General features: G+C 69.8%; 22 protein-coding genes. 3 read left to right on the top strand and 19 right to left on the bottom strand.

The features are described 5' to 3' along the window. Positions 1 to 22: 22 nt before the first annotated feature. A complete protein-coding gene (gene secD / locus GGR16_RS07620; protein WP_019401894.1) occupies positions 23 to 1,633 on the bottom strand; it encodes a protein translocase subunit SecD in 1,611 nt (536 codons plus the stop codon). Between the two features lie 62 nt (positions 1,634 to 1,695). Continuing rightward, on the bottom strand, positions 1,696 to 1,986 hold the full coding sequence (gene yajC / locus GGR16_RS07625) for a preprotein translocase subunit YajC (RefSeq protein WP_183316164.1): 291 nt from the start codon (positions 1,984 to 1,986) through the stop codon (positions 1,696 to 1,698). 283 nt (positions 1,987 to 2,269) lie between these two features. Here yajC and GGR16_RS07630 point away from each other — a divergent pair, with 283 nt between their 5' ends. Further along, the gene (locus GGR16_RS07630; RefSeq protein ID WP_019401892.1) at positions 2,270 to 3,184 is read left to right on the top strand and encodes an ATP-binding protein; all 915 of its coding nucleotides are present in this window, start codon (positions 2,270 to 2,272) and stop codon (positions 3,182 to 3,184) included. A 116-nt stretch (positions 3,185 to 3,300) separates the two neighbouring features. On the opposite strand, the gene GGR16_RS07635 is transcribed toward GGR16_RS07630, so the two are convergent. The 14 genes from GGR16_RS07635 to GGR16_RS07700 all read right to left on the bottom strand — a co-directional run bounded on the left by GGR16_RS07635 (position 3,301) and on the right by GGR16_RS07700 (position 17,798). Next, positions 3,301 to 4,491 (bottom strand): M23 family metallopeptidase, encoded by a 1,191-nt coding sequence (locus tag GGR16_RS07635; protein ID WP_026015091.1) that lies wholly within the window; start codon positions 4,489 to 4,491, stop codon positions 3,301 to 3,303. Positions 4,492 to 4,627: 136 nt separating this feature from the next. Continuing rightward, on the bottom strand, positions 4,628 to 5,329 hold the full coding sequence (locus tag GGR16_RS07640) for a protein-L-isoaspartate O-methyltransferase family protein (protein WP_019401890.1): 702 nt from the start codon (positions 5,327 to 5,329) through the stop codon (positions 4,628 to 4,630). Further along, positions 5,310 to 6,071, bottom strand: a complete 762-nt coding sequence (gene surE, locus GGR16_RS07645) for a 5'/3'-nucleotidase SurE (protein ID WP_019401889.1) — start codon at positions 6,069 to 6,071, stop codon at positions 5,310 to 5,312. The genes GGR16_RS07640 and surE overlap by 20 nt, the downstream gene beginning before the upstream one ends. Position 6,072: 1 nt before the next feature. Continuing rightward, the gene (gene serS, locus GGR16_RS07650; RefSeq protein WP_183316165.1) at positions 6,073 to 7,356 is read right to left on the bottom strand and encodes a serine--tRNA ligase; all 1,284 of its coding nucleotides are present in this window, start codon (positions 7,354 to 7,356) and stop codon (positions 6,073 to 6,075) included. Positions 7,357 to 7,411: 55 nt separating this feature from the next. Beyond that, positions 7,412 to 8,200 carry a twin-arginine translocase subunit TatC gene (tatC, locus tag GGR16_RS07655; protein WP_019401887.1) on the bottom strand — a complete coding sequence of 263 codons (789 nt, stop codon included), beginning with the start codon at positions 8,198 to 8,200 and terminating at the stop codon, positions 7,412 to 7,414. Beyond that, positions 8,197 to 8,871, bottom strand: coding sequence for a Sec-independent protein translocase protein TatB (tatB, locus tag GGR16_RS07660; protein WP_183316166.1), 675 nt, complete (start codon positions 8,869 to 8,871; stop codon positions 8,197 to 8,199). The genes tatC and tatB overlap by 4 nt, the downstream gene beginning before the upstream one ends. Before the next feature lie 83 nt (positions 8,872 to 8,954). After that, positions 8,955 to 9,206 (bottom strand): twin-arginine translocase TatA/TatE family subunit, encoded by a 252-nt coding sequence (locus tag GGR16_RS07665; RefSeq protein WP_019401885.1) that lies wholly within the window; start codon positions 9,204 to 9,206, stop codon positions 8,955 to 8,957. 71 nt (positions 9,207 to 9,277) lie between these two features. Next, positions 9,278 to 10,399 (bottom strand): ABC transporter ATP-binding protein, encoded by a 1,122-nt coding sequence (locus tag GGR16_RS07670; protein ID WP_183316167.1) that lies wholly within the window; start codon positions 10,397 to 10,399, stop codon positions 9,278 to 9,280. 10 nt (positions 10,400 to 10,409) lie between these two features. Continuing rightward, entirely contained in the window at positions 10,410 to 11,114 is a 705-nt protein-coding gene (gene scpB, locus GGR16_RS07675; RefSeq protein WP_019401883.1) for an SMC-Scp complex subunit ScpB, read from the bottom strand. After that, positions 11,111 to 11,926, bottom strand: a complete 816-nt coding sequence (locus GGR16_RS07680) for a segregation and condensation protein A (protein WP_183316168.1) — start codon at positions 11,924 to 11,926, stop codon at positions 11,111 to 11,113. Before GGR16_RS07680 ends, scpB begins: the two co-directional genes overlap by 4 nt. A 36-nt stretch (positions 11,927 to 11,962) precedes the next feature. Continuing rightward, a complete protein-coding gene (nagZ, locus tag GGR16_RS07685) occupies positions 11,963 to 13,009 on the bottom strand; it encodes a beta-N-acetylhexosaminidase (RefSeq protein WP_425486562.1) in 1,047 nt (348 codons plus the stop codon). Between the two features lie 132 nt (positions 13,010 to 13,141). Beyond that, positions 13,142 to 14,641, bottom strand: a complete 1,500-nt coding sequence (locus tag GGR16_RS07690; RefSeq protein ID WP_019401880.1) for an SPOR domain-containing protein — start codon at positions 14,639 to 14,641, stop codon at positions 13,142 to 13,144. A 128-nt stretch (positions 14,642 to 14,769) separates the two neighbouring features. Next, complete coding sequence (gene argS / locus GGR16_RS07695) at positions 14,770 to 16,530, bottom strand: arginine--tRNA ligase (RefSeq protein ID WP_019401879.1); 1,761 nt, start codon at positions 16,528 to 16,530, stop codon at positions 14,770 to 14,772. 59 nt (positions 16,531 to 16,589) lie between these two features. Beyond that, positions 16,590 to 17,798 (bottom strand): deoxyguanosinetriphosphate triphosphohydrolase, encoded by a 1,209-nt coding sequence (locus tag GGR16_RS07700; protein WP_019401878.1) that lies wholly within the window; start codon positions 17,796 to 17,798, stop codon positions 16,590 to 16,592. Positions 17,799 to 17,896: 98 nt separating this feature from the next. On the opposite strand from GGR16_RS07700, the gene erpA reads away from it, so the two are divergent. Together erpA and GGR16_RS07710 are read left to right on the top strand one after the other, a co-directional pair. Further along, positions 17,897 to 18,223 carry an iron-sulfur cluster insertion protein ErpA gene (gene erpA / locus GGR16_RS07705; protein ID WP_026015087.1) on the top strand — a complete coding sequence of 109 codons (327 nt, stop codon included), beginning with the start codon at positions 17,897 to 17,899 and terminating at the stop codon, positions 18,221 to 18,223. A gap of 138 nt (positions 18,224 to 18,361) precedes the next feature. Further along, positions 18,362 to 20,383 carry a hypothetical protein gene (locus tag GGR16_RS07710; RefSeq protein WP_156332810.1) on the top strand — a complete coding sequence of 674 codons (2,022 nt, stop codon included), beginning with the start codon at positions 18,362 to 18,364 and terminating at the stop codon, positions 20,381 to 20,383. A 572-nt stretch (positions 20,384 to 20,955) separates the two neighbouring features. Here GGR16_RS07710 and GGR16_RS07715 read toward each other — a convergent pair. The 3 genes from GGR16_RS07715 to GGR16_RS07725 all read right to left on the bottom strand — a co-directional run bounded on the left by GGR16_RS07715 (position 20,956) and on the right by GGR16_RS07725 (position 24,634). Further along, on the bottom strand, positions 20,956 to 23,259 hold the full coding sequence (locus GGR16_RS07715; protein WP_210289418.1) for an NADP-dependent malic enzyme: 2,304 nt from the start codon (positions 23,257 to 23,259) through the stop codon (positions 20,956 to 20,958). Between the two features lie 43 nt (positions 23,260 to 23,302). Continuing rightward, on the bottom strand, positions 23,303 to 23,947 hold the full coding sequence (locus GGR16_RS07720) for a class I SAM-dependent methyltransferase (RefSeq protein ID WP_019401874.1): 645 nt from the start codon (positions 23,945 to 23,947) through the stop codon (positions 23,303 to 23,305). Positions 23,948 to 24,010: 63 nt separating this feature from the next. Further along, positions 24,011 to 24,634, bottom strand: a complete 624-nt coding sequence (locus tag GGR16_RS07725; RefSeq protein WP_019401873.1) for a CatB-related O-acetyltransferase — start codon at positions 24,632 to 24,634, stop codon at positions 24,011 to 24,013. Positions 24,635 to 24,643: the final 9 nt, after the last annotated feature.

Genomic DNA, 24,643 nt, shown 5'->3' on the forward strand with positions numbered 1-24,643 from the left:
TTTCGTCACTCGGTCCAGCAGATCAAAGCGGAATGGTGGTCGGACGCATGGTGCGGAACCACAGCGCCGCCATCAGCCGCGTCAGGGTGAAGGCCGTGAAGACCGTCGTCACGATGCCGACCGAGAGGGTGACGGCGAAGCCGCGCACCGGCCCGGAGCCGAGCAGGAACAGGACGACCGCCGCGATCAGCGTCGTGATGTTGGAATCGACGATGGTTGCAAGGGCCCGGCTGAAGCCGGCATCGAGCGCCGAGATGACCGAGCGGCCGAGCCGGCGTTCCTCGCGGATGCGCTCGTAGATGAGCACGTTGGCGTCGACCGCCATGCCGACCGTCAGCACGATGCCGGCGATGCCCGGCAGCGTCAGCGTGGCCCCGAGCGCCGACAGGAGCCCGAGGATCATGATGACGTTGAGGAGCACCGCGACATTGGCCATCACGCCGAACAGGCCGTAGCAGGCGATCATGTAGATGGCGACGAGGATGGTGCCGATGATGGCGGCGAGCTTGCCGGCCTCGATCGAATCCTGGCCGAGGCCGGGCCCGACCGTCCGCTCCTCGACGATGGTGAGCTTCGCCGGCAGCGCGCCGGCGCGCAGCAGGATGGCGAGGTTGTTCGCCTGCTCCACGGTGAAGTTGCCCGAGATCTGGCCCGACCCGCCGGTGATGGGCTGCAGGATGCGCGGCGCGGAGATGATCTCGTTGTCGAGCACGATGGCGAGTGGGCGGCCGACGTTCTCGCTCGTCGCCTGGCCGAAGCGCTGGGCGCCGCGCACGTTGAAGCGGAAATTGACGATCGGCTCGCCGGTGCGCTGGTCGAAGGCCGGCTGCGCATCCGTGAGGTCCTCGCCCTCGACGATGACGCGACGCTCGACCGGCATCATCTGGCCGCCGCTGTCGCGCGAGGGCATCATCTCGACCTCGGACGGGCTGCCGCCGCCCTCGGCCATGAAGCGGAACTGCAGCTTGGCCGTGCGGCCGAGGATCTCCTTCAGCCGCTGCGGATCCTGCAGGCCCGGCACCTGCACCAGGATGCGGTCCGCGCCCTGGCGCTGGATGTTCGGCTCCGTCGTGCCGAGGGCGTCGACGCGGCGGCGCAGCACCTCGATGGCCTGGTCGACGGCCCGCCTGACGCGCTCCTCGACGCCGGCCTGGCTCAGGGTGAGCTGGACGGAATCGCCATTCGTCGTGATGTCGATGTTGCGCTCGCCCGTCTGACCGATGATGGCGTTGCTGATCGGCTGCGACAGCTCCCGGAGCCGCGGCAGCACCTTCTCGACATCCGCCGCATCGGCGAGGCGCAGCTGCACGCCGCGCGGCATCGCCACGATGCCACCCTGCGGCGCAACCCGCGTCTCGCGCAGGATGCGCCTCACGTCGTCGCGCAGCGTCGCCACCTGCGAGCGCACGAGGTCGTTCGAATCGACCTCGAGCAGCACGTGCGAGCCACCCTGCAGGTCGAGACCGAGCACGATGGCCTGCGTCGGCACGAGCCAAGACGGCACCCAGCCTGGAACGGCCTGGCGAATGGCGTTGCGGGTATCGGGCGCCATCAGGTTCGGCACTGCCAGCAGGCAGATGAACGCCGTGACGGCGAGCATGACGACGACCTTCGTGGTCGAGAAGCGCAGCATGGGACAGCCTTGACGCAGGGCAAGGCGCGGCGACGGCTAGCCGGCGCCGCGCGCGGTATCGATCAGCTCTTCGTTGCCTCGGCCTTGACGGGCTCGGACTTGGAGCGAACCTCGGAAATCATGCCGCGGACGAGGCGCGCCTTGACGCCCTCGGCAATCTCCACCTCGATCTCGCCGTCGTCGACCACCTTGGTCACCTTGGCGACGAGGCCGCCCGAGGTGACGATGGTATCGCCGCGCCGCACGTTCTTGATCATCTCCTGGTGGGCCTTCACCCGCCGCTGCTGCGGCCGGATGATGAGGAACCACATGATGACGAAGATCAGGATGAACGGAACGAGCTGAATGAGCATGTCGCCCCCGCCGGCGGATCCGGCGGACTGAGCGAAGGCTGGCGTGATCACTGACTGACCTCCGGCGAGAAACCGCATCGCTGGCATGCATGCGGCGCAAAGGGTTATTAGAGCGCGCGGACTATAACGATGAGCCCGCCGAAAGCAAACCGCCTGCCACGACGGCACGCACGGCACCATCCCGCGTCGCTCCGGCGCGGCCGTCGCCGCCGTTTTCGCGGCGGGCGTCGGCGGCCGTCATGGCCCGCAACGACAAGTCTAACGAGGAAAGACAGGCCGAGGAATGCCCGCACAACCGCCCGCCCCACCGACTGCCGACAGCGCCGGCACGGACGCGCTCCTGTCGACGCTGACGCGCATCGCCGACGCCCTCGAGAGGATCGCGCCGCGCGCCGCGACGGCCCCCGACCTCCATGGGGCCGATGCCTTCGTCTGGCATCCCTCCCCGGCCCGGCTCGATCCCGTGCCGAAGGTCAACAGGGTCGACCTCGTCCTCCTGCGCGGCATCGACCGCATGCGTGACGTCCTGGCGGAGAACACCGAGCGTTTCGCCCGCGGCCTGCCGGCCAACAACGCGCTGCTCTGGGGCGCGCGCGGCATGGGCAAGTCCTCGCTCGTCAAGGCCATCCACGCCGAAACCAACGAGCGGCTCGCGAGCCGCGACGGCGAGCGGCCGCTGAAGCTCGTCGAGATCCACCGCGAGGACATCGAGAGCCTGCCGGCCCTGATGAGCCTGCTCAAGGCGGATCCGCACCGCTTCATCGTCTTCTGCGACGATCTGTCCTTCGACAGCGACGACACGTCCTACAAGTCCCTGAAGGCCGTCCTCGAAGGCGGCATCGAGGGACGCCCGCAGAACGTCATCTTCTACGCCACCTCCAACCGCCGCCACCTCTTGCCGCGCGACATGATGGAGAACGAGCGCTCGACGGCCATCAATCCCGGCGAGGCCGTGGAGGAGAAGGTCTCGCTGTCCGACCGCTTCGGCCTGTGGCTCGGCTTCCACAAGTGCAGCCAGGACGAATATCTCGACATGATCAACGGCTATGCCGCGCATTTCGGCCTCGCCTACGAGCCCGAGCGCCTGCGCGCCGAGGCGCTCGAATGGGCGACGACGCGCGGCGCCCGGTCCGGCCGCACGGCCTGGCAGTTCATCCAGGATCTCGCGGGCCGTCTCGGCGCCAGGCTCGACGCCTGAACAAAAGAAAACGGGCCCGGTGCGCACCGGGCCCGCCTCCTGTGATCGGCGCGGGGTCTCACGCGCGCCGATCATTTGACTGGATCATCATCGCCGCATCCGGCGCCGCGTCCGCCTCACAATCCCGCGAGATGCGGCATCGGATCGACGGGGCTCGATCCACGGCGCAGCTCGAAGTGCAGCTGCGGCGAGGAGACGTTGCCCGTCTGTCCGGACTTGGCGATGGTCTGACCGCGACGCACGCTCTCCCCGCGCTTGACGAGGAGCTCGCTGTTGTGAGCGTAGGCGCTCACCCAGCCGTTGTCGTGGCGAATAAGGATGAGATTGCCGTATCCCTTGAGCTCGCTGCCGGCGTAGGCCACCGTGCCGCCTTCGGCGGCCTTGACGGGCGTGCCCTCCGGCAGGGCGATGTTGATGCCCTCGTTGCCGCCCTTGCCGCCGAAGCCTGCGATGACGCGGCCGCGCGCCGGCCAGCGGAACTCGAGCCCGCCGGCGACCTCCGCCGGGTTGAGGCTCGCCGTCCGGGTCGGCTCCGACGCCTTCTCCTCGGGCTTGGCCGCCTGGGCCGCCGGGAGCGGCGACGGCACCGTCTTCACCTCCTGCGGCTTCGGCTCGGCCTTGGGCTCGAGCTTCGCCACCTGCACGGGCTTCTCGGCCACCGGCTCGGCCGTCTTGACCGGCGCCGTGGGGCGGGACGCCCGCGGCGGAGCCGGAACCGCCGCGGGGGCGGCGACGGGCACGGTATTGCCGGCGGAGGCGACCCTCACCGGCTGTGCCGCAGGCGGCGGGGCAGCGGCGACGGACGCCGCGCCGGGATTATAGACGGGAATGACGATCTGGCGGCCCGGGGTGATCTGCGATGCATTGGTCAGGCCGTTCGCCGCCAGGATGGCGGCCGTCGGCACGCCATAGCGGCCGGAGATGCTCGCGAGCGTGTCGCCGGTGCCGACGTAGACGGCGCTGCCGCCCTGCGCCGTCCATCCGTTCGCACTGCCCGTGACGGCCTGGGGTGCGCCGGTCGCCCGCACCGGCTGGGACGGCGGCACATAGGACGCCTGCTGCACGGGCTGCGTCGGCCGGTAGGTCGAGGCCATGCCGGGAGAGGAGAGCGGCTGGCTGGCGACGGGAGCGGGCGGCGAGGCCTGCACGCTGCCGGTCACGCCGGGGTCCTTGAAGGGGTTCGAGAACGGATCTTCCGTAAAGCGCATCACATCCGAGCTGCAGCCGGCCGCAACGCCCGCAACCAGGCTGACAGCAGCGAGGCGCACCAGGAGCCATGACTGCTCGTTGACAACGCTCTGACCCATTGAACCACCCACGAGAACGCAACGCATCTGGGGTGATTAAAAGGGATTCAGGTTAAGCAACCGTTGCGATATCAGCCACGGCAGCAACATCTTCGGTTGACCCACAGCCCGCGGGAACCGCTCCGCGGCGTGCCCGTCACAGCGCCCGCGCCAGCCCGCGCGCGAGCGGCGGCATGCGCGCCGGCTGCAGGGGCGTCTCGGCCAGTTCCCCATCGGCCCCGCGCTCGATCATGACGATGCGCGAGACGCCCTCCACGACACGCGCCGTCACCAGGCGCCCGCCCGGCGGCAGGGTCGACGTGAGCGCGGCCGGCGCAGCCGGCACGAGGCCGTTGAGGATGATGCGGTCGAAGGTGCCGCCGAGATTGCCGATGCCGAGACCATCGCCGGGCATGATGCGCACGTGCGACAGGCCGAGCGAGGCGATGCGCTCGGCCGCCGCGAGCGCCAGCGTGCGGAATCGCTCGATCGAGATGACCTCGCGCCCGAGATGGCCGAGCACCGCCGACAGATAGCCGGAGCCGGTGCCGATCTCGAGCACGCGGTGGTGCCGCTGCACGGCGAGCGCCTTCAGCATGGCGGCGATGATGCCGGGCGCCGTCATCGTCTGGCCGCACGGCAGCGGCAGCGACACGTCGGCCCGCGCGAGATCGGCGAAGCGCCGCGGCGCGAACATGTCGCGCGGCACGACCTCCATCGCCCTCAGCACCGCCGTGTCGCGGATGCCCTTCGCCCTGAGGCTCAGCAGGAAGGCGACGGTCTCCTCCGCGCCGGTCACCGGCCCGGCGTCGGCATCCGCTTCGTCGAGGGCGTCGGGATTACCCGAAAAGTCGCGCATAGCGCGTCATGGTCGGCTCGTGCGTCAGGTCGAGCTCGAGCGGGGTGATGGAGATGCGGTTCTCGGCGATGGCGCGCAGGTCCGTGCCGGCCCCCGCCTCCCTCTTCTCGCGGGCGAAGACCAGCCAGTAATAGGGATTGCCGCGCCCGTCATGACGCTCCTCGATGTTGAGAAGCGCCTGGTCGCGCCGCCCCTGCACCGTCACGGCCGTGCCCCTCACCTCGGGCGGCTCGCAGGCAGGGAAGTTGACGTTGACGAGGATGCCGGGCTCGATGCCCGCCTCGATCAGCCGGCGGATGATGCCCGGCGCATGCGCCCGGGCGCACTCCCACGGAATGGCCGCGCGCCCGTAGGAGCCATAGGCCTGCGACAGCGCGACCGACGGCACGCCGAGCAGCGTGCCCTCCATCGCCCCGGCGATGGTGCCGGAATAGGTCACGTCCTCAGCCACGTTCTGGCCGCGGTTGACGCCGGACAGGATCAGGTCGGGCGGATTGTCCTTCATCACGTGGCGCAGGCCCATGATGACGCAATCCGTCGGCGTGCCGCGCACGGCATAGTGGCGCTCGTTGACCATGCGCAGGCGCAGCGGATCGTTCAGCGACAGCGAATGCGAGACGCCGCTCTGGTCCGTCTCCGGCGCGAAGATCCACAGGTCGTCGGAGAGCTCGCGGGCGATCTCCTCCAGCACCTTGAGGCCGGGAGCGTGGATGCCGTCGTCGTTCGTCAAAAGGATGCGCATGTCAGCCCGTCTTCCCGATTCGCGTGATCCCGCCCATGTAGCCCGCGAGCGCGGGAGGGACGGTGATGGAGCCGTCCTCGTTCTGCCACGTCTCCATGACGGCGATGAGCGCACGCCCGACAGCCGTGCCCGAGCCGTTGAGCGTGTGGACGAAGCGCGGCTCCTTCACGTCCTTCGGCCGGTAGCGGGCGCGCATGCGCCGGGCCTGGAAGTCGCCGCAGACCGAGCAGGACGAGATCTCGCGATAGGCGCCCTGCCCCGGCAGCCACACCTCGATGTCGTAGGTCTTCTGCGAGGCGAAGCCCATGTCGCCGGTGCACAGCGTCACGACGCGGTAGTGCAGGTCGAGCTTCTTCAGCACGGCCTCGGCCGCGGCGAGCATGCGCTCGTGCTCCTCGGCGGAGGCCTCCGGCGTCGTGATCGACACGAGCTCGACCTTGGAGAACTGGTGCTGGCGCAGCATGCCGCGCGTGTCGCGCCCGGCCGAGCCGGCCTCGGAGCGGAAGCACGGCGTCAGCGCCGTGAAGCGCTTGGGCAGTTCCTCCTCGGAAAGGATTGATTCGCGGACGAGATTCGTCAGCGGCACCTCGGCCGTCGAGATCAGCCAGCGATCGTCCGTCGTCCGGAAGAGATCCTCCTCGAACTTCGGGAGCTGGCCGACGCCATAGACCGCCTCGTCGCGCACCAGGAGCGGCGGGCTCACCTCGGTGTAGCCGTGCTCACCCGTATGCAGGTCGATCATGAACTGGCCGATGGCGCGCTCGAGCCGGGCAAGTTGCCCTTTGAGCACCACGAAGCGCGCGCCGGACAGCTTGGCCGCGGCCTCGAAATCCATCTGGCCGAGCGCCTCGCCGAGGTCGAAATGTTCTTTTGGCTGAAAGGCATAGGCGCGCTTGTCGCCATGGCGGTGGCGCTCGACGTTGGCGCTCTCGTCCGGTCCGTCCGGCACGTCGGCCTTGGGCAGGTTGGGGATGGCGGCGAGCGCGGCGTCGAGCTCGGCGATGGCGGCGCGCTCGGCCGTCTCGCCGGCCTGCATCGCCTCCTTGAGCGCGGCGACTTCCGCCATCAGGGCCTCGGCCCGCGCCTCGTCCTTCGCCTTCTTCGCCTCGCCGATCTCGCGCGAGAGGGCATTGCGCCGCTCCTGCGCGGCCTGCAGCCCGGTGATGACGGACCGGCGCTTCTCGTCGAGCGCAATCAGGGCCTCGGCCTGGGCCGGGAGGCCGCGGCGGGCGAGGCCGTCGTCGAAGGCTTGCGGGTTCTCGCGAATGAAACGGATATCGTGCATGGCAATCCGGACCGGCCGATGGACGAGGCAGCGGCCGCTCCGGCGGGGATTGCCGTCAGGCCGCCTCGCGCGCGGCCTCGGCTTCCGCGCGCTTCTTCTCGACCATGCGGACCGAGAAGATGGAAGCCTCGTAAAGGAGCAGCGTCGGCAGGGCAAGGGCGAGCTGGCTGATGACGTCGGGCGGCGTCAAAAGGGCGGCCAGCACGAAGACGAGCACGATGGCGTAGCGCCGCTTGTCCTTCAGGAAGGCGCTGTCGATGAGCCCGGCCCGCGCCAGCAGCGTCAGGACGACGGGCAGCTGGAAGCAGATGCCGAAGGCGAAAATCAGCGTCATGATGAGCGACAGGTATTCGCTCACCTTCGGCAGCAGCGTGATCGCGGCCTGGCCGGCCTCGGCGAACTGCTGCTGGCCGATCGAGAAACGCATCACGATCGGCATGGCGATGAAGAAGACCACCGCCGCGCCGAGTAGGAAGAAGATCGGCGTCGCAACGAGATAGGGCAGGAAGGCGTCGCGCTCGTTCTTGTAGAGGCCCGGCGCCACGAACATGTAAATCTGCGCCGCCACCACGGGGAAGGACAGGAAGGCGGCGCCGAACAGCGCGATCTTGATCTGCGTGAACAGATATTCGAGCGGCGCCGTGTAGATCAGCTGGATCTGCGCCTCCGGGCCGGCCGCGAAGATATAGGGCCAGATGAGGACGTTGTAGATCTGCTTCGCGAAGAGGAAGCTGAGGAAGAACGTCGCGAGGAAGGCGATGAGCGACTTGATGAGCCGCGAGCGCAGCTCGATCAGGTGCTCCATCAGGGGGGCGCGCGTTGCGTCGATGTCTTCCTGGCTCATGCTTCGCCCCCGTCAGCCGGAGACGCGACGGCCTTCTTCGTGGTGGTGGACCGGGCCTTCGATGCCGCCGGCTTGGCGGTTGCCCCCTCCCCGCCGGCTGCCTGCGGCTTCGCGGCAGCCGCCTTGCCCGCGCGGGGCTTCGGGGCTGACTTCGAATCTGTCGTCTTGGCTTCGGTCTTGGGTTCGGAGGTCTTGGGCGCCGCGCTGGCGGCGGCCTTCGTCCCGCGCCTCGGTTTCGGCGCCGGCTCGGCCCCTGGCGCCGCTGCGATCGCCTTAGCGGGATCGGGCGCGGCCGGAAGGTCCGGCGGCGGCAGATCGACCGGAGCGGGCGCTGTTCCGGCGCCTTCCTTGGCGGCCGGGTCTTCCTTGGCAACGGTGCCCGCGCCCTCGATGGCGTTCTTGATCTCGTTGCGCGCCGTCTCGATGGGGTTGAACGGCTTGTCGAAGGCGGAGGTCACATCCTTGACGCTCTCGACGTTGCGCCGGATCTCGTCGAGCTCGGCCTCGCGCATGGCTTCGTTGAACTGGCCCTGGAATTCGCCGGCCATGCGCCGGATCTTCGCCGTCATCTGCCCGATGGCGCGCAGCGTGCGCGGCAGGTCGCGCGGACCGATGACGATGAGCGCGATCGCCCCGACGATGAGAAGCTCGCTCCAACCGATGTCGAACATGGCGCGCTCAGTTGCCTGCGTCACGAAGCCGGCGGGATGCTCGCGGCATCCCGGCCGGACCTGTTACACGCGATTGTCCCGGATCAACCGGCCTTGCGCTCGCTCGACTTCGCGTCGACCTCGGCCGTCGGCGTCGCCTTGTGCTCGATGACCTTGCCCTTGTCGGACGCCGGCGAGGCCGCAGGCTCGCTGGTGTCGTCCTCGGCCATGCCCTTCTTGAAGGCTTTGATGCCCTTCGCGACGTCACCCATCATCTCTGAAATCTTGCCGCGCCCGAAGAGCAGCAGAACGACCAGACCGACGACAATCCAATGCCAGATGCTTGCGCCACCCATAACCTGTTTCTCCACGCGCCGTCCCGGCGTCTTCGCGCGCCACGCAGCGCTCTCCCAACTTCGTCCCGAAACTAGGCTCCCACCGCGGCGAAAACAAGAACTTCGTCAGGCATGATCGTCACACCCACGTCCTGCCCTTCGTGGAACGGCCCGCCGTTGCGCAACCGGGCCTGCAACGGCCGTTCGAGGCCATCGAGCGAAATGTGCAGAAGATCGACCTCGCCGAGGAAACACCGCATCGTGATCCGCCCCGGTATGCCTTCGCCGGGCGGGCCGACGGCGATGCCCTGCGGCCGCACGCAGACGACGGCCGGCCCCTCGGGCTCTCGGGGCGCCGGGAAGGCGCCGAGCGGCGTCATGACGCGTCCCGCTTTCACGTCGCCCGGCAGCTCGTTGAAATCGCAGAAGAAACGTGCTGCGAACAGCGACTGCGGCCGGCGATAGAGCTCTTCCGCCGTGCCGATCTGCTCCACCTTGCCGCCGCGCATGAGGACGATGCGGTCGGCGATGCGCATCGCCTCCTCCGGGTCGTGCGTGACGACGATGGCCGTTGCCCCCGTCTCGCGCATCAGGGCCACGGTCTCGTCGCGGATCGCGTCACGCATGCGCCGGTCGAGGTTGGAGAACGGCTCGTCCATGAGCAGGATGCCGGGGCGCGGCGCCACGGCCCGTGCGAGGGCCACGCGCTGCTGCTCGCCGCCCGACAGCATGTGGGGATAGTCCTCCGCATAGCGGTCGAGCCCGACGCGGGCGAGCGCACGGCGCGCCACCTTCTCGGCCTCCGCCGGCGGCATCCGCCGCAGCCCGAACATGACGTTGCGCAGGTTCGTCAGGTGCGGGAACAGCGCGTAGTCCTGGAACATCAGGCCGACGCCGCGCGCCTCCGGCTCCACGAAGGCGCTCGGCCCCGCCACCTCCTGCCCGTCGAGCACCACCCGGCCGGCCGTCGGTCGCTCGATGCCGGCGGCGATGCGCAGCAGCGTCGTCTTGCCGCAGCCCGAATGGCCGAGCAGCCCCACGATCTCGCCGGGGTCCGCCGCCAGCGACACGCCCGACAGCGCCGCCACCTCGCCATAGGCCTGGTGCACGTCCTCGATGCTGAGCGAGGACGGAAAGGCCGCCCCCGCGGTGCCGCGCGGCCCCCATTCCCGCCAGGGCCACCGCACCGGCTCACGCATCACGCTGTCGCTCATCACCCATCCGTCACTGGTCACTGTCCGTCAGCGGCTCGTCCGCATCCGGCTCCCGCAGGAGGAAGAGGTCCTCCTCCAGCGGATCCTCATCGTCGCGAAGGCCCGGCGCGTCGCTCGGCATCGGCACGGAGAAGCCCGACGGCAGGCGCCCCTCGAAGAAGCCCGCCCCCTTGAGTTCGTCAAGCCCGGGCAGGTCATCGATGCCCTCGAGGCCGAAATGCGACAGGAAGGCCGGCGTGGTGCCGTAGGTCACCGGCCGGCCGGGCGTGCGGCGACGGCCGCGCAGGCGCACCCATCCGGTCTCGAGCAGCAGGTCGAGCGTGCCGCGCGAGGTGGCGACGCCGCGGATGTCCTCGATCTCGGCCCGCGTCACGGGCTGGTGATAGGCGATGATCGCGAGCGTCTCGAGCGCCGCGCGCGAGAGCTTCTTCGGCTCGGCCAGCTCGCGCGCCAGCAGATAGGACAGGTCCGAGGCGGTGCGGAACATCCAGCCCTGCGCCACCCGCCGCAGGTTGACCCCGCGCCCGGCATAGAGATGCTGCAGCCGGTCGAGCACGGCCGCGACATCGGTCCCCTTCGGCAGGCGCTCGGCGATGGCCGCCTCGCTTACCGGCTCGCGCGAGGCGAAGAGCAGCGCCTCGGCGATGCGCAGCGCCTGGACGAAGGCTTCGGCAGCCTCGTCGTGCCGGTCGAGGCGCTCGACATTGGCGCTCATGCCGCCCCGCCTTCCCCGCTGTCGGGCCGCCTCCCGCCGGCACGCCGGCGGATCCACAGCGGCGCGAAGGCGCCGTCCTGGCGCAGGTCGAGCACGCCTTCGCGCACCATCTCGAGGGTGGCCGACAGGGCCGAGGCGCGCACCGTGGCCTGCATGCCGGGCGCCGCGACATAGGCGATGAGGTACTCGTCCAGCGCCGTCCAGTCCTGCGCGCCGCCGACGAGCCGCTCCAGCGCCTCGCGCGCCTCCACCAGCGACCAGACGAAGCGCTTGCGCAGCGTCACGCGGGCGTTCGCCGCCTTCTGGCGCTGGCGGGCATAGGCGTCGAGCAGGTCGTAGAGCGTCGCATCCCAGGTCGGCGGCGCCACCACCGACATCGGCTCGGGCGCCCCGCGGGCGAAGACGTCGCGGCCGAGCTGGTCGAGGTCCGACAGCCGGCGCGCGGCGGCGCGGATGGCTTCGAGCCGCTGCAGGCGCAGGGTCAGGGCGCTCGCGAGGTCGGCCGCGCTCGGCTCGTCCCCCTTCGGCTTCTCGGGCAGCAGCAGGCGGGACTTGAGATAGGCGAGCCAGGCCGCCATGACGAGATAGTCCGCGGCGAGCTCCAGGCGAAGGCGCCGCGCCTCCTCGATAAAGACGATGTACTGCTCCGCGAGGGCGAGGATCGAGATGCGCGCGAGATCGACCTTCTGCCGGCGCGCGAGCTCGAGCAGCAGATCGAGCGGGCCCTCGAAACCATCGACGTCGACGATCAGGGCAGGCTCGCTCGTGCCGCGCTCGGCAACCTCCTCGAAGGGCAATTCGGCAATAGACATCAATCAACCGTTGTGCGGGCGATTCTCCGGCCCGAATCAAGTTTCGGCGCCGGCGCTCCCCATGGCAAGCGCGGACTTCAGCCGCTCCCGGCCCTCCGCCACGTCGAAGGGCTCCGGCTCGTGCGCCAGGCGTGCGAGCGCCGCCGCGGCGCGCAGCCGCGCCGCCCCGGCGAGGGTCGGCACCACCTCGGCCACCGCTTTCATCTCCTCGAGCCTGCCGTTGCAATGCAGAACGATGTCGCAGCCGGCGCGGCTCGCGGCGCGCGCGCGCTCGCCGATGGTGCCGGCGAGCGCATTCATGGAGATGTCGTCGCTCATCAGCAGGCCGCCGAAACCGATCTCCCCGCGGATCACCTCGCCGATCACGCGGCGCGAGACCGTCGCCGGCCGGCGCGGATCGAGGGCGCGGTAGATGATATGCGCCGACATGGCGAGCGGCATGTCCGCCAGCACCCGGAACGGCAGGAAGTCGCTCGCGGAGAGCTCCTCGCGCGCCGCCTCGACCACCGGCAGGGCGTGGTGGCTGTCCGCATTGCCGCGGCCGTGGCCGGGAACGTGCTTGACGACCGGCAGCACGCCGCCGGCAAGGAGCCCTTCCGCGCAGGCACGGCCGAGGATGGCTACCTCGCGCGCGTCGCGCCCGTAGGCCCTGTCGCCGATGACGCTGTCGGCCCCGGGCACCGGCACGTCGAGCACCGGCATGCAATCGACGGTGATCCCGACGGTCCGGAGGTCGTGCGCGATGAGCCTCGCCCCGAGCCGCGCCACCTCGCGCCTGAGCAGGAAGTCGTTGGCCGGCAGGCGGCCGAAGGCCGCGGCGGGCGGATAGGCCGGCCAGTGCGGCGGGCCGAGCCTTTGCACGCGCCCGCCCTCCTGGTCGACGAGCACCGGCGCATCGGCGCGCCCGACGCTCTCGCGCAGGGCGTCCGTCAGCCGCCGCACCTGGTCCGGCGTTTCGACGTTGCGCCGAAAGAGGATGAAGCCCCAGGGCTGCGCCTCGCGGAAGAAGGCCGCCTCGTCCGGGCCGAGCACGTGGCCGGCACAGCCGGCGATAAAGGCCTTGATCGCCGTCATGTCCGGCATCTCGTCACAGCAGGGATGATCATGCCGCCGGGTCTAGCCCAATACGATCGGCCGAAAAAGTGCGGCCATTACGCAAAAGCGATGCGGCGGCCACCGGGGCCGCCGCATGGATGCTGACGATCGGTCGTCGCGTCAGTTGCGGGCCACGAAGCAGTCGCCGCCCTGGGACTGCAGCGAGGAGCACAGGTTCGTCGCCTCGTCGTGGCTCATGGGGCCGACGCGCAGGCGATAGACCGTGCGCTCGCCGACCTGCGCCCGCCGGATCATCGGCTCGAAGCTGCCGAGATCGCCATAGCGGCGCTGCAGCTGGGCGAAGGATTCGCGCGCCGCGGCCTCGCTGGGCCGTGCCGCGAGCTGCACCGCGAAATCGCCGCCACGCGGCGCCACCGCAGCCGCCGGGCGCGTGTCGGGCGCCGGCACCGCGGGCTCCGCCGCCGCGACGCGCGCGGGCTGGGTCGGCTGGGGCGCCTGCGGCACGATCGGCAACGGCGCCGGCCGCTGCGCCGGCTGCCGGGGCGGTTCCGCCGCCTGCGGCGCGGGCTCCGGCGCGGAAGGCGTCACCGCCGCCATCTCGGGCGCCGGAACGCTCTCCTGCTGCTGCGCCACGGGCTCCGCCCGTGCTGGAGCGGGCTGCCCGGTGCCGATCACGCTGCCGTCGGGCCGCACGGCGACCGTCTTCACGCGACGGGGCTCGGCGAGCCCTGGGATCGCCTGGCTGGCCTCGAGCCCCTCCGGCATCGTCAGGCGCAGATCGTCGACCGCCGGCTGTGCATCGGGCCCGCCGCCGCCGTTGGCGCTCAGCAGCGCATTGACGTCGACCGGCTGCTCCGACTGGCGCACGACATTCGCATCCGCCGGCTTCTTGGCGGCATCGGCGCGCTCGTAGATCTGCTTGTTCTGGTTGGGAATATCGACGCCGCCGGGGTTCTGCGGCGCGATCTTGGCCGGCTCGGCGGCAGCCTTGATCAGCGGCGGCTCGCCTCCAGTGCCGCCCTCCCCGCCCGTGTAGTTGAGCGCCAGGGCGACCCCGGCGGCCGCCATGGCGAAGACCGACGCCACCGCGATCAGGCCCTTGCGGCTGCGCCTCGGCGTCGCGGGCTCCTCGTCGCCCTCGTCGGCATAGCCGTCCTCGGCGTAGCCCTGGTCGATGTCGAACGAGCGCGGGTCATAGGCGCTGACCGGCACCGGCTCGTAATCGTCCTCGTCCGCATGGTGCGGCGGATGTGCAGCGGCTCGTCCCGCCGGCGCGCCCCAGTCGTCCTGCCGGTAGCCGTCGAAGTCCCCGGCCGCGCCGCCCTGCGGCGGCAGCGTGGAAGCATCCCCGAGCAGCGCCTTTTCGAAGGCCGCCTCGAAAGGATCGGCCGTCGGCATGGCGACGGGAGCGGCCTCCTGCTGCGTCCCGCGCAGCGGCACGTCGCCGAAGTCGAAGGCCGGCTCAGTCCGCTGTGGCGCCAGGCGCTGGGGCGCGGCGCTGAGGAGGTCGCGGAAGGGATCGTCCTGCCCGACGATGCGCGCGAGTTCCGCGAGCGGATCATCTGCCCGGGGGCCGCGCTCATCCTTGGGCGACTGGCGCAATTGCCGCTCCAGGTCGTCGAGATCGAGCAGGAAGCGTGATTTCGCTGTTTCGTTCATGGGCCTGTCCGCACTCCATGCGCCGACCGCCCATGCAGCCGCACGCAGACCATGACCAGTGCGCCGATCACTCGACCAGCCGACGCGCACCGGCCCCCATGCCTACGGCAGCGCGACGCAGGTCGCGTTCAACGCATCTCTTCGGGCGCGGCCACACCGAGCACCGCAAGCCCCGACGCAAGGATCGACCGCACCGCATGCACGAGCGCCAGCCTCGCCAGGGTCGACTTTCGATCGGTTTGATTAACAAACCGTAATTGGGGCGACTCCTTGCCGCGGTTCCATAGACTATGGAACGCGCTGGCGAGATCGTGCAGGTAGAACGCCACCCGGTGCGGCTCATGCGACGCCGCCGCACTCTCGATCACGCGCGGATACTGCGCGATCTGCCTGACGAGATCAATCTCCGCCGCATCGTCGAGAATGGCGAGATCTGCACGCGACAGCGCCGCCCCGCTCGCATCGAGACCGGGAAAGGCCTCCGCCCCCTGGCGGAACACCGATGCGCAGCGCGCGTGCGCATATTGCACGTAGAAGACCGGATTGTCCTTCGACTGCTCGACCACCTTGGCGAGGTCGAAGTCGAGCGGCGCGTCGTTCTTGCGGAAGAGCATCATGAAGCGCACCGCGTCGCGGCCGACCTCGTCGATGACTTCGCGCAGGGTGACGAAATCACCCGCCCGCTTCGACATCTTCACCGGCTCGCCGGCGCGCAGCAGCTTGACGAGCTGGCACAGGAGCGCGACGACCGCGAGCTCCTCGCCGCCGATGGCCCGGCCGACCGCCTGCAGACGCTTCACATAGCCGCCGTGGTCGGCACCGAGCACGTAGATGAGCTCGCGGAAGCCGCGCTCGTACTTGTCGCGCATATAGGCGACGTCGGCGGCGAAATAGGTGTAGCTGCCGTCCGACTTCATGAGCGGCCGGTCGATGTCGTCGCCGACGTCGGTCGCGCGGAAGAGCAGCTGCTCGCGGTCCTCCCAGTCCTCCGGCAGCTGGCCCTTCGGCGGCGGCACGCGCCCGCGGTAGACATAGCCGCGCCCTTCGAGGCTCGCGATCGTCTCGGCGATGGCGCCGCCGTTCTTGCCGTGCAGGGTGCGCTCGGAGAAGAAGACGTCGTGGACGACGCCGAGCGCGGCGAGATCGTCGCGGATCATCGCCATCATGGCGTCGATCGCCGCATCGCGCACGATCGGCAGCCACGCGGCCTCGTCCATGTCGACGAGGCTCGCCCCGTGGCGCTCCTTCAGCGCCTCGCCGACCGGCTTGAGATAATCGCCCGGGTAGAGCCCCTCGGGAATGGCGCCGATGTCCTCGCCGAGCGCCTCGCGATAGCGCAGGAAGGCGGAACGGGCGAGGACCTCGATCTGCGCGCCGGCGTCGTTGATGTAATATTCGCGCGTCACCTCGTGCCCGGCGAAGGCCAGGAGCCCGGCGAGCGCATCGCCGAAGACGGCGCCGCGGCCATGGCCGACATGCATGGGCCCGGTGGGGTTCGCCGAGACATATTCGACGTTGACCGGCTTGCCGGTCCTCGCAGCGCCGCGGCCGAAATCGGTGCCGAGGCCGGCGACCGCCCGCAGCACGTCCTGATAGACGGCGGGCGCGAGGCGCAGGTTGATGAAGCCCGGCCCCGCGATCTCGACGGCGGTGACGCCCTCCTCCCGCTGCAGCTCCTCGGCGACGAGGGCCGCGAGCGCGCGCGGATTGGTGCCGGCGGGCTTGGCGAGCACCATGGCGGCATTGGTGGCGAGGTCGCCGTGGGCGGGATCGCGCGGCGGCTCGACGACGACGCGCGACAGATCGAGCCCCTCAGGCAGCTTGCCCGCGGCGACGAGCCGCTCGATCGCGCCGGCGAGGCGGCGCTGGTACGCGTCGAAGATGTTCATGGCCGTCCTTGAGACAACATAAGCCGCGCCGACAGGGGCGCCCTTCCGAAGGCGGCGCCCTAGCGCAATTCCGGTGTTGCGTCAAACAGGCGGCGGTGCTCCTGCAGGGCATAGCCGTCCGTCATGCCGGCGATATAGTCCGCGACGCGCCGGGCGACGCGCGGCTCCTCCTCCCGGGCCCGGTCGACCCGCCATTCCTCCGGCATCAGCTGCGGCTCGCGCAGGAACTTGCCGAAAAGATCGCGCACCACCGCCTCCGCCTCCCGCCGCACGCGCATGACGCGCTGATGGCGGTACATGTTCGGGTAGAGGAAGCCCTTGATGGCCTCGTCGGCCGCCGCCATGGCCGGCGAGAAGGCGACGACCTGCAAGCCCGCCCGGCGGATGGCATCCGCATCGGCCGGGGCGAGGCGCGCCAGGCGCCGGCCGCTCTCGGCGATCACATCCTCGACAAAACGGGTGATCACCCGGCGCACGAGTTCGTGAATGACGCGCGGGCGTTCGAGCCCCGGATAGCGGCGGGCGATGTCGTCGAGCAGCTCGGCCAGGAACGGCACCGCCCTCAGGTCGCCGAGCGCGAAGAGCTCGGCCCTGAGGCCATCGTCGATGTCGTGCGCGTCATAGGCGATGTCGTCGGCGATGGCGGCGGCCTGCGCCTCGCCGCCGGCATGGGTCGCGAGCCACAGGTCGTGGCGCTCGTTGTATTCCGTGATGGCGCCCGGCACGCCGCACTCACCATAGCGGCCGAAGGGCCGGCCGTCCGCATCGACGAGCGGGCCGTTGTGCTTGACGAGCCCCTCGAGCGTCTCCCAGGTCAGGTTGAGACCGTCGAAGGTGGCATAGCGCCGCTCGAGCCGGGTGACGATGCGCAGGGCCTGGGCGTTGTGGTCGAAACCGCCGAAGCCCTCCATGCAGGCATCGAGCGCGTCCTCGCCCGTATGGCCGAAGGGCGTATGGCCGAGGTCGTGCGAGAGGGCGAGCGCCTCGGCGAGATCCTCGTCGAGCCCCAGCGAACGGGCGATGGCGCGGGCGATCTGGCTCACCTCGATGGAGTGGGTGAGCCGCGTGCGGTAGTGGTCGCCCTCGTGATAGACGAAGACCTGCGTCTTGTGCTTCAGGCGGCGGAAGGCCGTGGAATGGATGATGCGGTCGCGGTCGCGCTGGAACTCGCTGCGCGTCGGCGACGTCTCTTCCCGGATCAGCCGGCCGCGGCTCGCCGCCGGATCGCAGGCATAGGGTGCGCGCCAACGCTCGCCGTGCGCTTGCATGTCTGGCTCCCTGTTGCGGCGGACGCCGACCGCACTTACCTTTTCAGTGAATGGCGAGGCAAGCCTCGCGGCACGGATATGAACGGATCTTGCCTGATATGTCGGCAATTACTGTGACGGAGCGCGCCGCCAGGCGCATCAACGAGGTGCTGAAGGGGGAACCCGAAGGCAGCATGCTGCGCATCAGCGTCAACGGCGGCGGCTGCTCGGGCTTCCAGTACGCCTTCGATATCGAGCGCAACAGCAGCGACGACGACGTGATCGTGGAGCGCGACGGCGCGGCCGTCGTCGTCGATTCCGTCTCCCTGCAATATATCGACGGCTCGGTGGTCGATTTCGTCGACGACCTCATCGGCCAGTCCTTCAAGATCGAGAACCCGCACGCCACCGCCTCCTGCGGCTGCGGCACGTCCTTCTCGCTCTGATCCGACGCCCCCTGCCGGCGGGCGGACAATCTCGACGCGAGCCGGCACAGCGGCGTGCGGACGACGCTGCGCTGGCGCACATCGAATGGTAACCTCGCTCCTCTAGATGAACGGGCAATCGTTGATCAGGAGCTTGCAATGACATCCGCAGTTCGCCCCGCCCGGCCCGTTTGCAGCGCGCGCAGGCGCCGGAACACCCTTCTTGCCGGCGCGGCGGCGATCGCGCTCGTCGGCGCCCCACTCGTGGCGGACGAATTTGCCGCATGGCGGCTGTCGCGGATCCTGGCGCCGGCCGGAACGGTCGATGCCGTTTCGGGAGCGCTGTTCGGCCCCCTCGCCGTCGACGGCCTGCATCTCGCCACGCCGGGCGCGACGCTCTCGATCGACCGCATCGTGCTGCCGGGCCGGGGCCTTCTCGGCAGCTCCGCCCTCGCCGCGGGCGACGTGACGCTCGAGGGCGTCTCTGTCGTGCTCGACGGCATGACCCTCCGCATGCCGCGCATCCTCGTGTCAGGCACGGACCTCGACCAGGCGGCGATCGCCCGCATCTTCGACAAGACGGCGACGCAGCCCTTGTCGGAGCGGCTCGCGGCCCTGACCGCGAGCGCGGTGCGCATCCCCGAGCTGACGATGGACCAGACCATCGGCGACATGCAGCAGACGGTGACCTATCACGACATCGACATGCGCGACATCAGGGCAGGCGTCATCTCGGCCATCGCCGCCCCGCGCGCCACGATGCGGATTGACGGCAAAAAGGAGGGGCTGACCACCGGCTCCATGGGTCCGATCACCATCGACGATTTCGACACGGTGCAGACCGCCCGCGTCTATGGCGAGAAGGCCGGCCCGGGCGACACCGAGCCGAAGCGGCTTTACGGCGCCTTCAGCGTCGAGAACTTCAGCTTGCGCGATGCGAAGGGCAATGAGGTCGGTGTCGCGCGCATCTCCGGCCGCGACTTCAAGGCGCGCCCGACGGCCGATTCCTGGCTCGGCACCATCGACGCGCTCGGCAAGGTGGACGACTTCGAGAAGCTGTCGTCCGCGGAGCGCAAGGCCTTCTTCATGCGCCTCGTCGACATGATGACAGCTTTCGAGATCGGCGGCTTCGAGGCTTCCGGCTTCACCTTCAAGGGCAAGGACGAGAAGAAGGGCGAGCCGATCGACGCTGAGATGGAGCGCATTGCCATGAGCGCCGATGCGACCGGTCCGAGCTTCTCGGTCACCGGCATGCGCTTCGTCACGCCGGATGCCGAAATGCGCTTCGGCGGCATGAGCTTCTCCGAAATCGTCTGGCGCCCGATGCTGGAGCGGCTGAAGGAGGCGCTCGCCGCACCCGATACGGATTTCGAGGATCTCGACGCCCGGAAATTCGTGCCCCTGATCGGCCATGCCCGCATCGAGGCCATCGACATCGACGTCCCGGCCGACGAGGACGAGCCGCGCCGCGGCAAGGACAAGCGGGCCGTGAAGGCCGGCGAGCGGATCAAGATGGCGATCGGCGCCATCGACCTCAAGGCCGGCAACATCGTCGACGACATCCCGACCGAGCTCGGCGCGCGCGTCGACCATTTCGCCATGGCCCTGCCCGCGGGAACCGACAAGGACGGGCTCAAGGAGCTGCGTGCCATGGGCTACGAGGCGCTCGACCTGTCGTTCGCCCTCGATGCCGCCTGGTCGCCGGACAAGCAGGAGCTCGCCGTCAAGACTTTGTCGTTCAACGGCAAGGACATGGGTGCCGTGACGCTCTCGGGCCTCCTCGGCAATGTCACGAAGGACATCTTCTCGTCGGACGAGGCCATCCAGCAGGTCGCCCTCATGTCGGCGACGGCGAAGCGCCTCTCGCTCGCCGTCGAGAATGGCGGCATCTTCGAGCGCTTCCTCGAGCAGGAGGCGAAGAAGCAGAAGCGCAAGGCGGATGACCTGCGCAAGGAATACGGCATGGGCGCCGCCATCGTCGTGCCGGCCTTCCTCGGCAATTCCGAGGGCGCGCGGACGCTCGCCAATGCCGTGGCGCGCTTCGTCGCCAGGCCCGGCGCGCTCAACGTTACGGCGACCGCCAACAACGCCGGCGGCCTCGGCCTCGCCGACTTCGCCGCCGCCGGCGGCGAGCCCGCGACGCTGTTCGAGCAGGTGACGATCGAGGCAAAGGCGGAATAGGCCTCGGCAGCGCCGGGCACAGCGGCGCGATGCCATCTGCGAACGGCGGCGACGCGGGATGGTGAGCGCAACCTCTCCCTCGTCATGGCCGGGCTTGTCCAACGCAAGTCGGGCTTGCCCAACTTGCGTCACTGCAAAGAGACGCGAGGCGCGTTGCTGTTGCCATCCACGTCTTGTGCGCTCGTGCCAGCCTCGCGGCGTGGATGCCCGCGACAGGCGCGGGCATGACGTGGGTGGGTTTGCGTCTTCCCTCCTCGGGCCAACGTCCGGTAGATGTCCTGCCAGTCGGGATGTGTATCGAGGATGCTCGCGCCGCGCGTCTCTTCGGGACGCCGGAATAAGTTCGTCCCGCTACTCCTGCCAGGACAGAACCGCCATTATCGACAGTCATGCCCGCGCTCGTCGCGGGCATCCACGCCGCGACGCCGCCGCGAGGCTGGAAACCCGGTGGTCCAGCAACGCGCGCCTTGCGTCTCGCCTTTGCGGTGACGAGCCCCGGCCCCAGCAGCGAGAGCCGTCGTCCCCTGCTGCGCTACGCGCTGCTCTCACGACTGACAGCAGGCACGCAACGACTACCCAACCACCACCTGCTCGCGGTGCGCCGCCTGGGCCTCGACGACGGCGACCGCCGTCATGTTGACGATGCCGCGTGCCGTCACCGTGGGCGTCAGCACGTGCGCCGGCTTGGCCGGCCCGAGCAGGATGGGCCCGACGGGCAGCGCATCGGCCAGCACCTTGGTGAGCTGGAAGGCGATGTTGGCGGCGTCGAGGTTGGGCATGACGAGCACGTTGGCCTCGCCCTTCAGCCGCGAGGACGGCAGCTTGCGGTCGCGGATCATCTGCGAGATCGCCGTGTCCGCCTGCATCTCGCCGTCGACCTCGAGATGCGGTGCCCTGTCGCGCAGGAGGCCGAGCGCCTCGCGCATCTTGAGCGCCGAGCGCGTATCCGCCGAGCCGAAATCCGAATGCGACAGGAGGGCGATGTGCGGCTCGATGCCGAAGCGCGTCACGTGCTCGGCGCACAGCATCGTCATCTCGGCGATCTCTTCGGCGCTCGGGTCCGGCCGCACATGCGTGTCGGCGAGGAAGTAGTGCCCCTTCGAGGTGATGACGAGGCTCATGGCCGAGAACTCGCGCACGCCGGGCGTGAGGCCGATGATGTCGCGGATGTGCTTGAGGCGGGACTGGAAGCGCCCCTCGAGCCCGCACAGCATGGCATCGGCATCGCCGCGCGCGAGCGCGACCGCCGCGATGACGGTGGTGTTGGTGCGCACCAGCGTCTTGGCCGCATCCGGCGTGATGCCCTTGCGGCCGGCGACGTCGAGATAGGTCGCGACATAGTCGCGGTAGCGCGGATCGTCCTCGGGGTTGATGAGCTCGAAATCCGTGCCGGGCCGGATCGAGAGGCCGAAGCGCTTCAGCCGCGTCTCGACGACGGCCGGGCGGCCGATGAGGATGGGCTGGGCGATGCCGTCCTCGATCACCGCCTGGGCCGCCCTGAGCACGCGCTCGTCCTCGCCCTCGGCATAGATGACGCGCTTGGGCTCGGCTTTCGCCTGGGTGACGACCGGCTTCATGATGAAGCCCGAGCGGAAGACGAAGCGCCCGAGCGATTCCCGGTAGGCCTCGAGGTCCTCGATCGGCTTGCGCGCGACGCCGGTGTCCATGGCGGCCTTCGCCACGGCCGGCGCGATGCGCAGGATGAGGCGCGGATCGAACGGGCTCGGGATGAGCGAATCGGCGCCGAAGGTGCGCGCCTCCCCGCCATAGGCGCGGGCGACGACCTCCGACGGAGTCTCGCGCGCGAGGGCCGCGATCGCCTCCACCGCCGCGGCCTTCATGGCCTCGTTGATGGTCGAGGCATGCACGTCGAGCGCGCCGCGGAAGATGTAGGGGAAGCACAGGACGTTGTTGACCTGGTTCGGATAGTCCGAGCGCCCGGTGCAGATCATGGCGTCCGGCCGCACGGCGACGGCGTCCTCCGGCATGATCTCCGGGTTCGGATTGGCGAGCGCCAGGATGAGCGGCTTGTCCGCCATCTTCGCCACCATCTCCGGCTTCAGCACGCCGGCAGCGGACAGGCCGAGGAAGACGTCGGCGCCGCCGATCACGTCGTCGAGCTTGCGCGCGTCGGTCTTCTGGGCATAGGCCGCCTTCCAGCGGTCCATCAGCGCCTCGCGCCCCTCGTAGACGACGCCCTCGATATCCGTGACCCAGATGTTCTCGCGCCGGGCGCCGAGCGAGACGAGGAGATTGAGGCAGGCAAGGGCCGCCGCGCCCGCGCCGGAGGCGACGATCTTGACGTCGCCGATCGCCTTGCCCGCGAGCTCCAGCGCATTGGTCACGGCCGCGCCGACGATGATCGCCGTGCCGTGCTGGTCGTCGTGGAAGACGGGAATGCCCATGCGGGCCTTCAGCTGCTCCTCCACCTCGAAGCACTCGGGCGCCTTGATGTCCTCGAGGTTGATGCCGCCGAAGGTCGGCTCGAGCGCCGCCACGACATCGACCAGCTTGTCGACCGCCGTCTCGGCGAGCTCGATGTCGAACACATCGATGCCGGCGAACTTCTTGAAGAGAACGGCCTTGCCCTCCATCACCGGCTTGGAGGCGAGCGGCCCGATGTTGCCGAGGCCGAGCACCGCCGTGCCGTTGGAGACGACGGCGACGAGGTTCTGCCGCGCGGTGACGGTGGCCGCCTCGGCGGGATCGGCGACGATCTCCAGGCAGGCGGCGGCGACGCCCGGCGAATAGGCGAGCGCGAGGTCGCGCTGGTTGCCGAGGGGCTTGGTGGGCTGGATCTCGAGCTTACCGGGCCGCGGATTGCGGTGATAGAACAGCGCGCCCGATTTCAGATCCTGCGAGATATTGTCCGCCATACCATCCCTCCCCGGACCGCCCTTGCCGACGGTCCCGACCCCATCACGATTTTCGCTCGGCCACCACCAGCCATTGCTTGGCGAGCAGCGTCTCCAGCCGGCCGAAGCTCAGCCCCATCAGGAGCCAGCGCGCATCGGGAAAGCGGAAGCGCTGCACCGAATGCACGCCGACCAGCGTCAGGCCGCCGACCGTCGCCAGCTCCGCCGCCGTCTCCTTGACGAAGAAGCGCAGATGCGTGCGATCGAGCAGCCCTGCGTCGCGATAGCGGAAATCGCCCTTCACCAGCAACCGCCAGATGAACTTCCAGTGCCGGATATTGGGCACCGAGACGATAAGCCGCCCTCCCGGCGCAAGGAGCGCCGACAGGCGCTTCACCATCGTCCAGGGGTCGGCCATGTGCTCGAGCACGTCGAGGCACAGCACGAGGTCGAGCGAGCCGGGCGCGATCTCGGCCTCCAGCGCCGCCGCCTGGGCATCGCCGCGCCACAGCCGGTCGAAATGCGGCTCGGCCTGCGCCGCGACGGCGTCGACATATTCGATGCCGCCCTTCCACGCCACGGCATGGCGCGCCGCCACGGCCCGCGTGGTCGCGCCGGCGCCGCAGCCGACGTCGAGCAGGCGCGTGACGCGCGCGGGCAGGAAGGGCAGCACCTCGGTGCGGGCGGTGTCGTAATAGCGGTCGAGCATCGTCAGCCGGTCGATCAGGGCCTTCCGCCTAGCAGGTCGTGCCGCCGCAGGCCAGCCTCAATCTCAGCCTCGCCCCCCGTCTCCAGCGCCCCTGAGGGCGGCAAGGACGGCGGCCGTATCTCCGGACAGGAGAAACGGCATGAGCGGCACCAGCTCGGCCCGCGGGCGCTCCCACCAGCGGGCGGCGACGAGCGCCTCGACCGTCGCCTCGTCGAAGCGCCGGCGCACCACGCGCGCCGGATTGCCGACGACGACCGCATAGGCCGGCACGTCCCGCGCCACCACGGCCCGCGCGCCGATGACGGCGCCGGGCCCGATGGTGACGCCGGAGAGGATGGTCGCGCCCGAGCCCACCCACACGTCCGCGCCGATGACGACGTCGCCGCGCGTCGCCTCCGGCGTCGGCAGGCCTCGCGCCTCCGGCCACAGCTCCGGCAGGCCCGAAAAGGGATAGGTCGTCACCCAGTCGGTGCGGTGGTTGCCGCCGAGGAAGACGGTGACGTCATCGGCGAAGGAGCAGTAGGGGCCGATGACGAGGCGCCCGCCCCCGCCCCAGCGCCGCACGCGCAGCCGGCCATAGCTGTAGTCGCCGATCTGCCAGCCGAAGCGGGCGGCCTCGCGCGCATGGAAGAGGCGCGTGAGGTTGTGGGGATTGGTCCAGCGCCGCCACAGCTTCTCGATCCACATCCGAAACCC

This window comes from Chelatococcus caeni (assembly GCF_014196925.1).
GTDB lineage: Bacteria > Pseudomonadota > Alphaproteobacteria > Rhizobiales > Beijerinckiaceae > Chelatococcus_A > Chelatococcus_A caeni.

Coding starts and splice junctions, on each gene's coding strand:
- secD (WP_019401894.1), bottom strand. CDS start 1,633: ATGCTGCGCTTCTCGACCACGAAGGTCGTCGTCATGCTCGCCGTCACG.
- yajC (WP_183316164.1), bottom strand. CDS start 1,986: ATGCTCATTCAGCTCGTTCCGTTCATCCTGATCTTCGTCATCATGTGG.
- GGR16_RS07630 (WP_019401892.1), top strand. CDS start 2,270: ATGCCCGCACAACCGCCCGCCCCACCGACTGCCGACAGCGCCGGCACG.
- GGR16_RS07635 (WP_026015091.1), bottom strand. CDS start 4,491: ATGGGTCAGAGCGTTGTCAACGAGCAGTCATGGCTCCTGGTGCGCCTC.
- GGR16_RS07640 (WP_019401890.1), bottom strand. CDS start 5,329: ATGCGCGACTTTTCGGGTAATCCCGACGCCCTCGACGAAGCGGATGCC.
- surE (WP_019401889.1), bottom strand. CDS start 6,071: ATGCGCATCCTTTTGACGAACGACGACGGCATCCACGCTCCCGGCCTC.
- serS (WP_183316165.1), bottom strand. CDS start 7,356: ATGCACGATATCCGTTTCATTCGCGAGAACCCGCAAGCCTTCGACGAC.
- tatC (WP_019401887.1), bottom strand. CDS start 8,200: ATGAGCCAGGAAGACATCGACGCAACGCGCGCCCCCCTGATGGAGCAC.
- tatB (WP_183316166.1), bottom strand. CDS start 8,871: ATGTTCGACATCGGTTGGAGCGAGCTTCTCATCGTCGGGGCGATCGCG.
- GGR16_RS07665 (WP_019401885.1), bottom strand. CDS start 9,206: ATGGGTGGCGCAAGCATCTGGCATTGGATTGTCGTCGGTCTGGTCGTT.
- GGR16_RS07670 (WP_183316167.1), bottom strand. CDS start 10,399: ATGAGCGACAGCGTGATGCGTGAGCCGGTGCGGTGGCCCTGGCGGGAA.
- scpB (WP_019401883.1), bottom strand. CDS start 11,114: ATGAGCGCCAATGTCGAGCGCCTCGACCGGCACGACGAGGCTGCCGAA.
- GGR16_RS07680 (WP_183316168.1), bottom strand. CDS start 11,926: ATGTCTATTGCCGAATTGCCCTTCGAGGAGGTTGCCGAGCGCGGCACG.
- nagZ (WP_425486562.1), bottom strand. CDS start 13,009: ATGCCGGACATGACGGCGATCAAGGCCTTTATCGCCGGCTGTGCCGGC.
- GGR16_RS07690 (WP_019401880.1), bottom strand. CDS start 14,641: ATGAACGAAACAGCGAAATCACGCTTCCTGCTCGATCTCGACGACCTG.
- argS (WP_019401879.1), bottom strand. CDS start 16,530: ATGAACATCTTCGACGCGTACCAGCGCCGCCTCGCCGGCGCGATCGAG.
- GGR16_RS07700 (WP_019401878.1), bottom strand. CDS start 17,798: ATGCAAGCGCACGGCGAGCGTTGGCGCGCACCCTATGCCTGCGATCCG.
- erpA (WP_026015087.1), top strand. CDS start 17,897: ATGTCGGCAATTACTGTGACGGAGCGCGCCGCCAGGCGCATCAACGAG.
- GGR16_RS07710 (WP_156332810.1), top strand. CDS start 18,362: ATGACATCCGCAGTTCGCCCCGCCCGGCCCGTTTGCAGCGCGCGCAGG.
- GGR16_RS07715 (WP_210289418.1), bottom strand. CDS start 23,259: ATGGCGGACAATATCTCGCAGGATCTGAAATCGGGCGCGCTGTTCTAT.
- GGR16_RS07720 (WP_019401874.1), bottom strand. CDS start 23,947: ATGCTCGACCGCTATTACGACACCGCCCGCACCGAGGTGCTGCCCTTC.
- GGR16_RS07725 (WP_019401873.1), bottom strand. CDS start 24,634: ATGTGGATCGAGAAGCTGTGGCGGCGCTGGACCAATCCCCACAACCTC.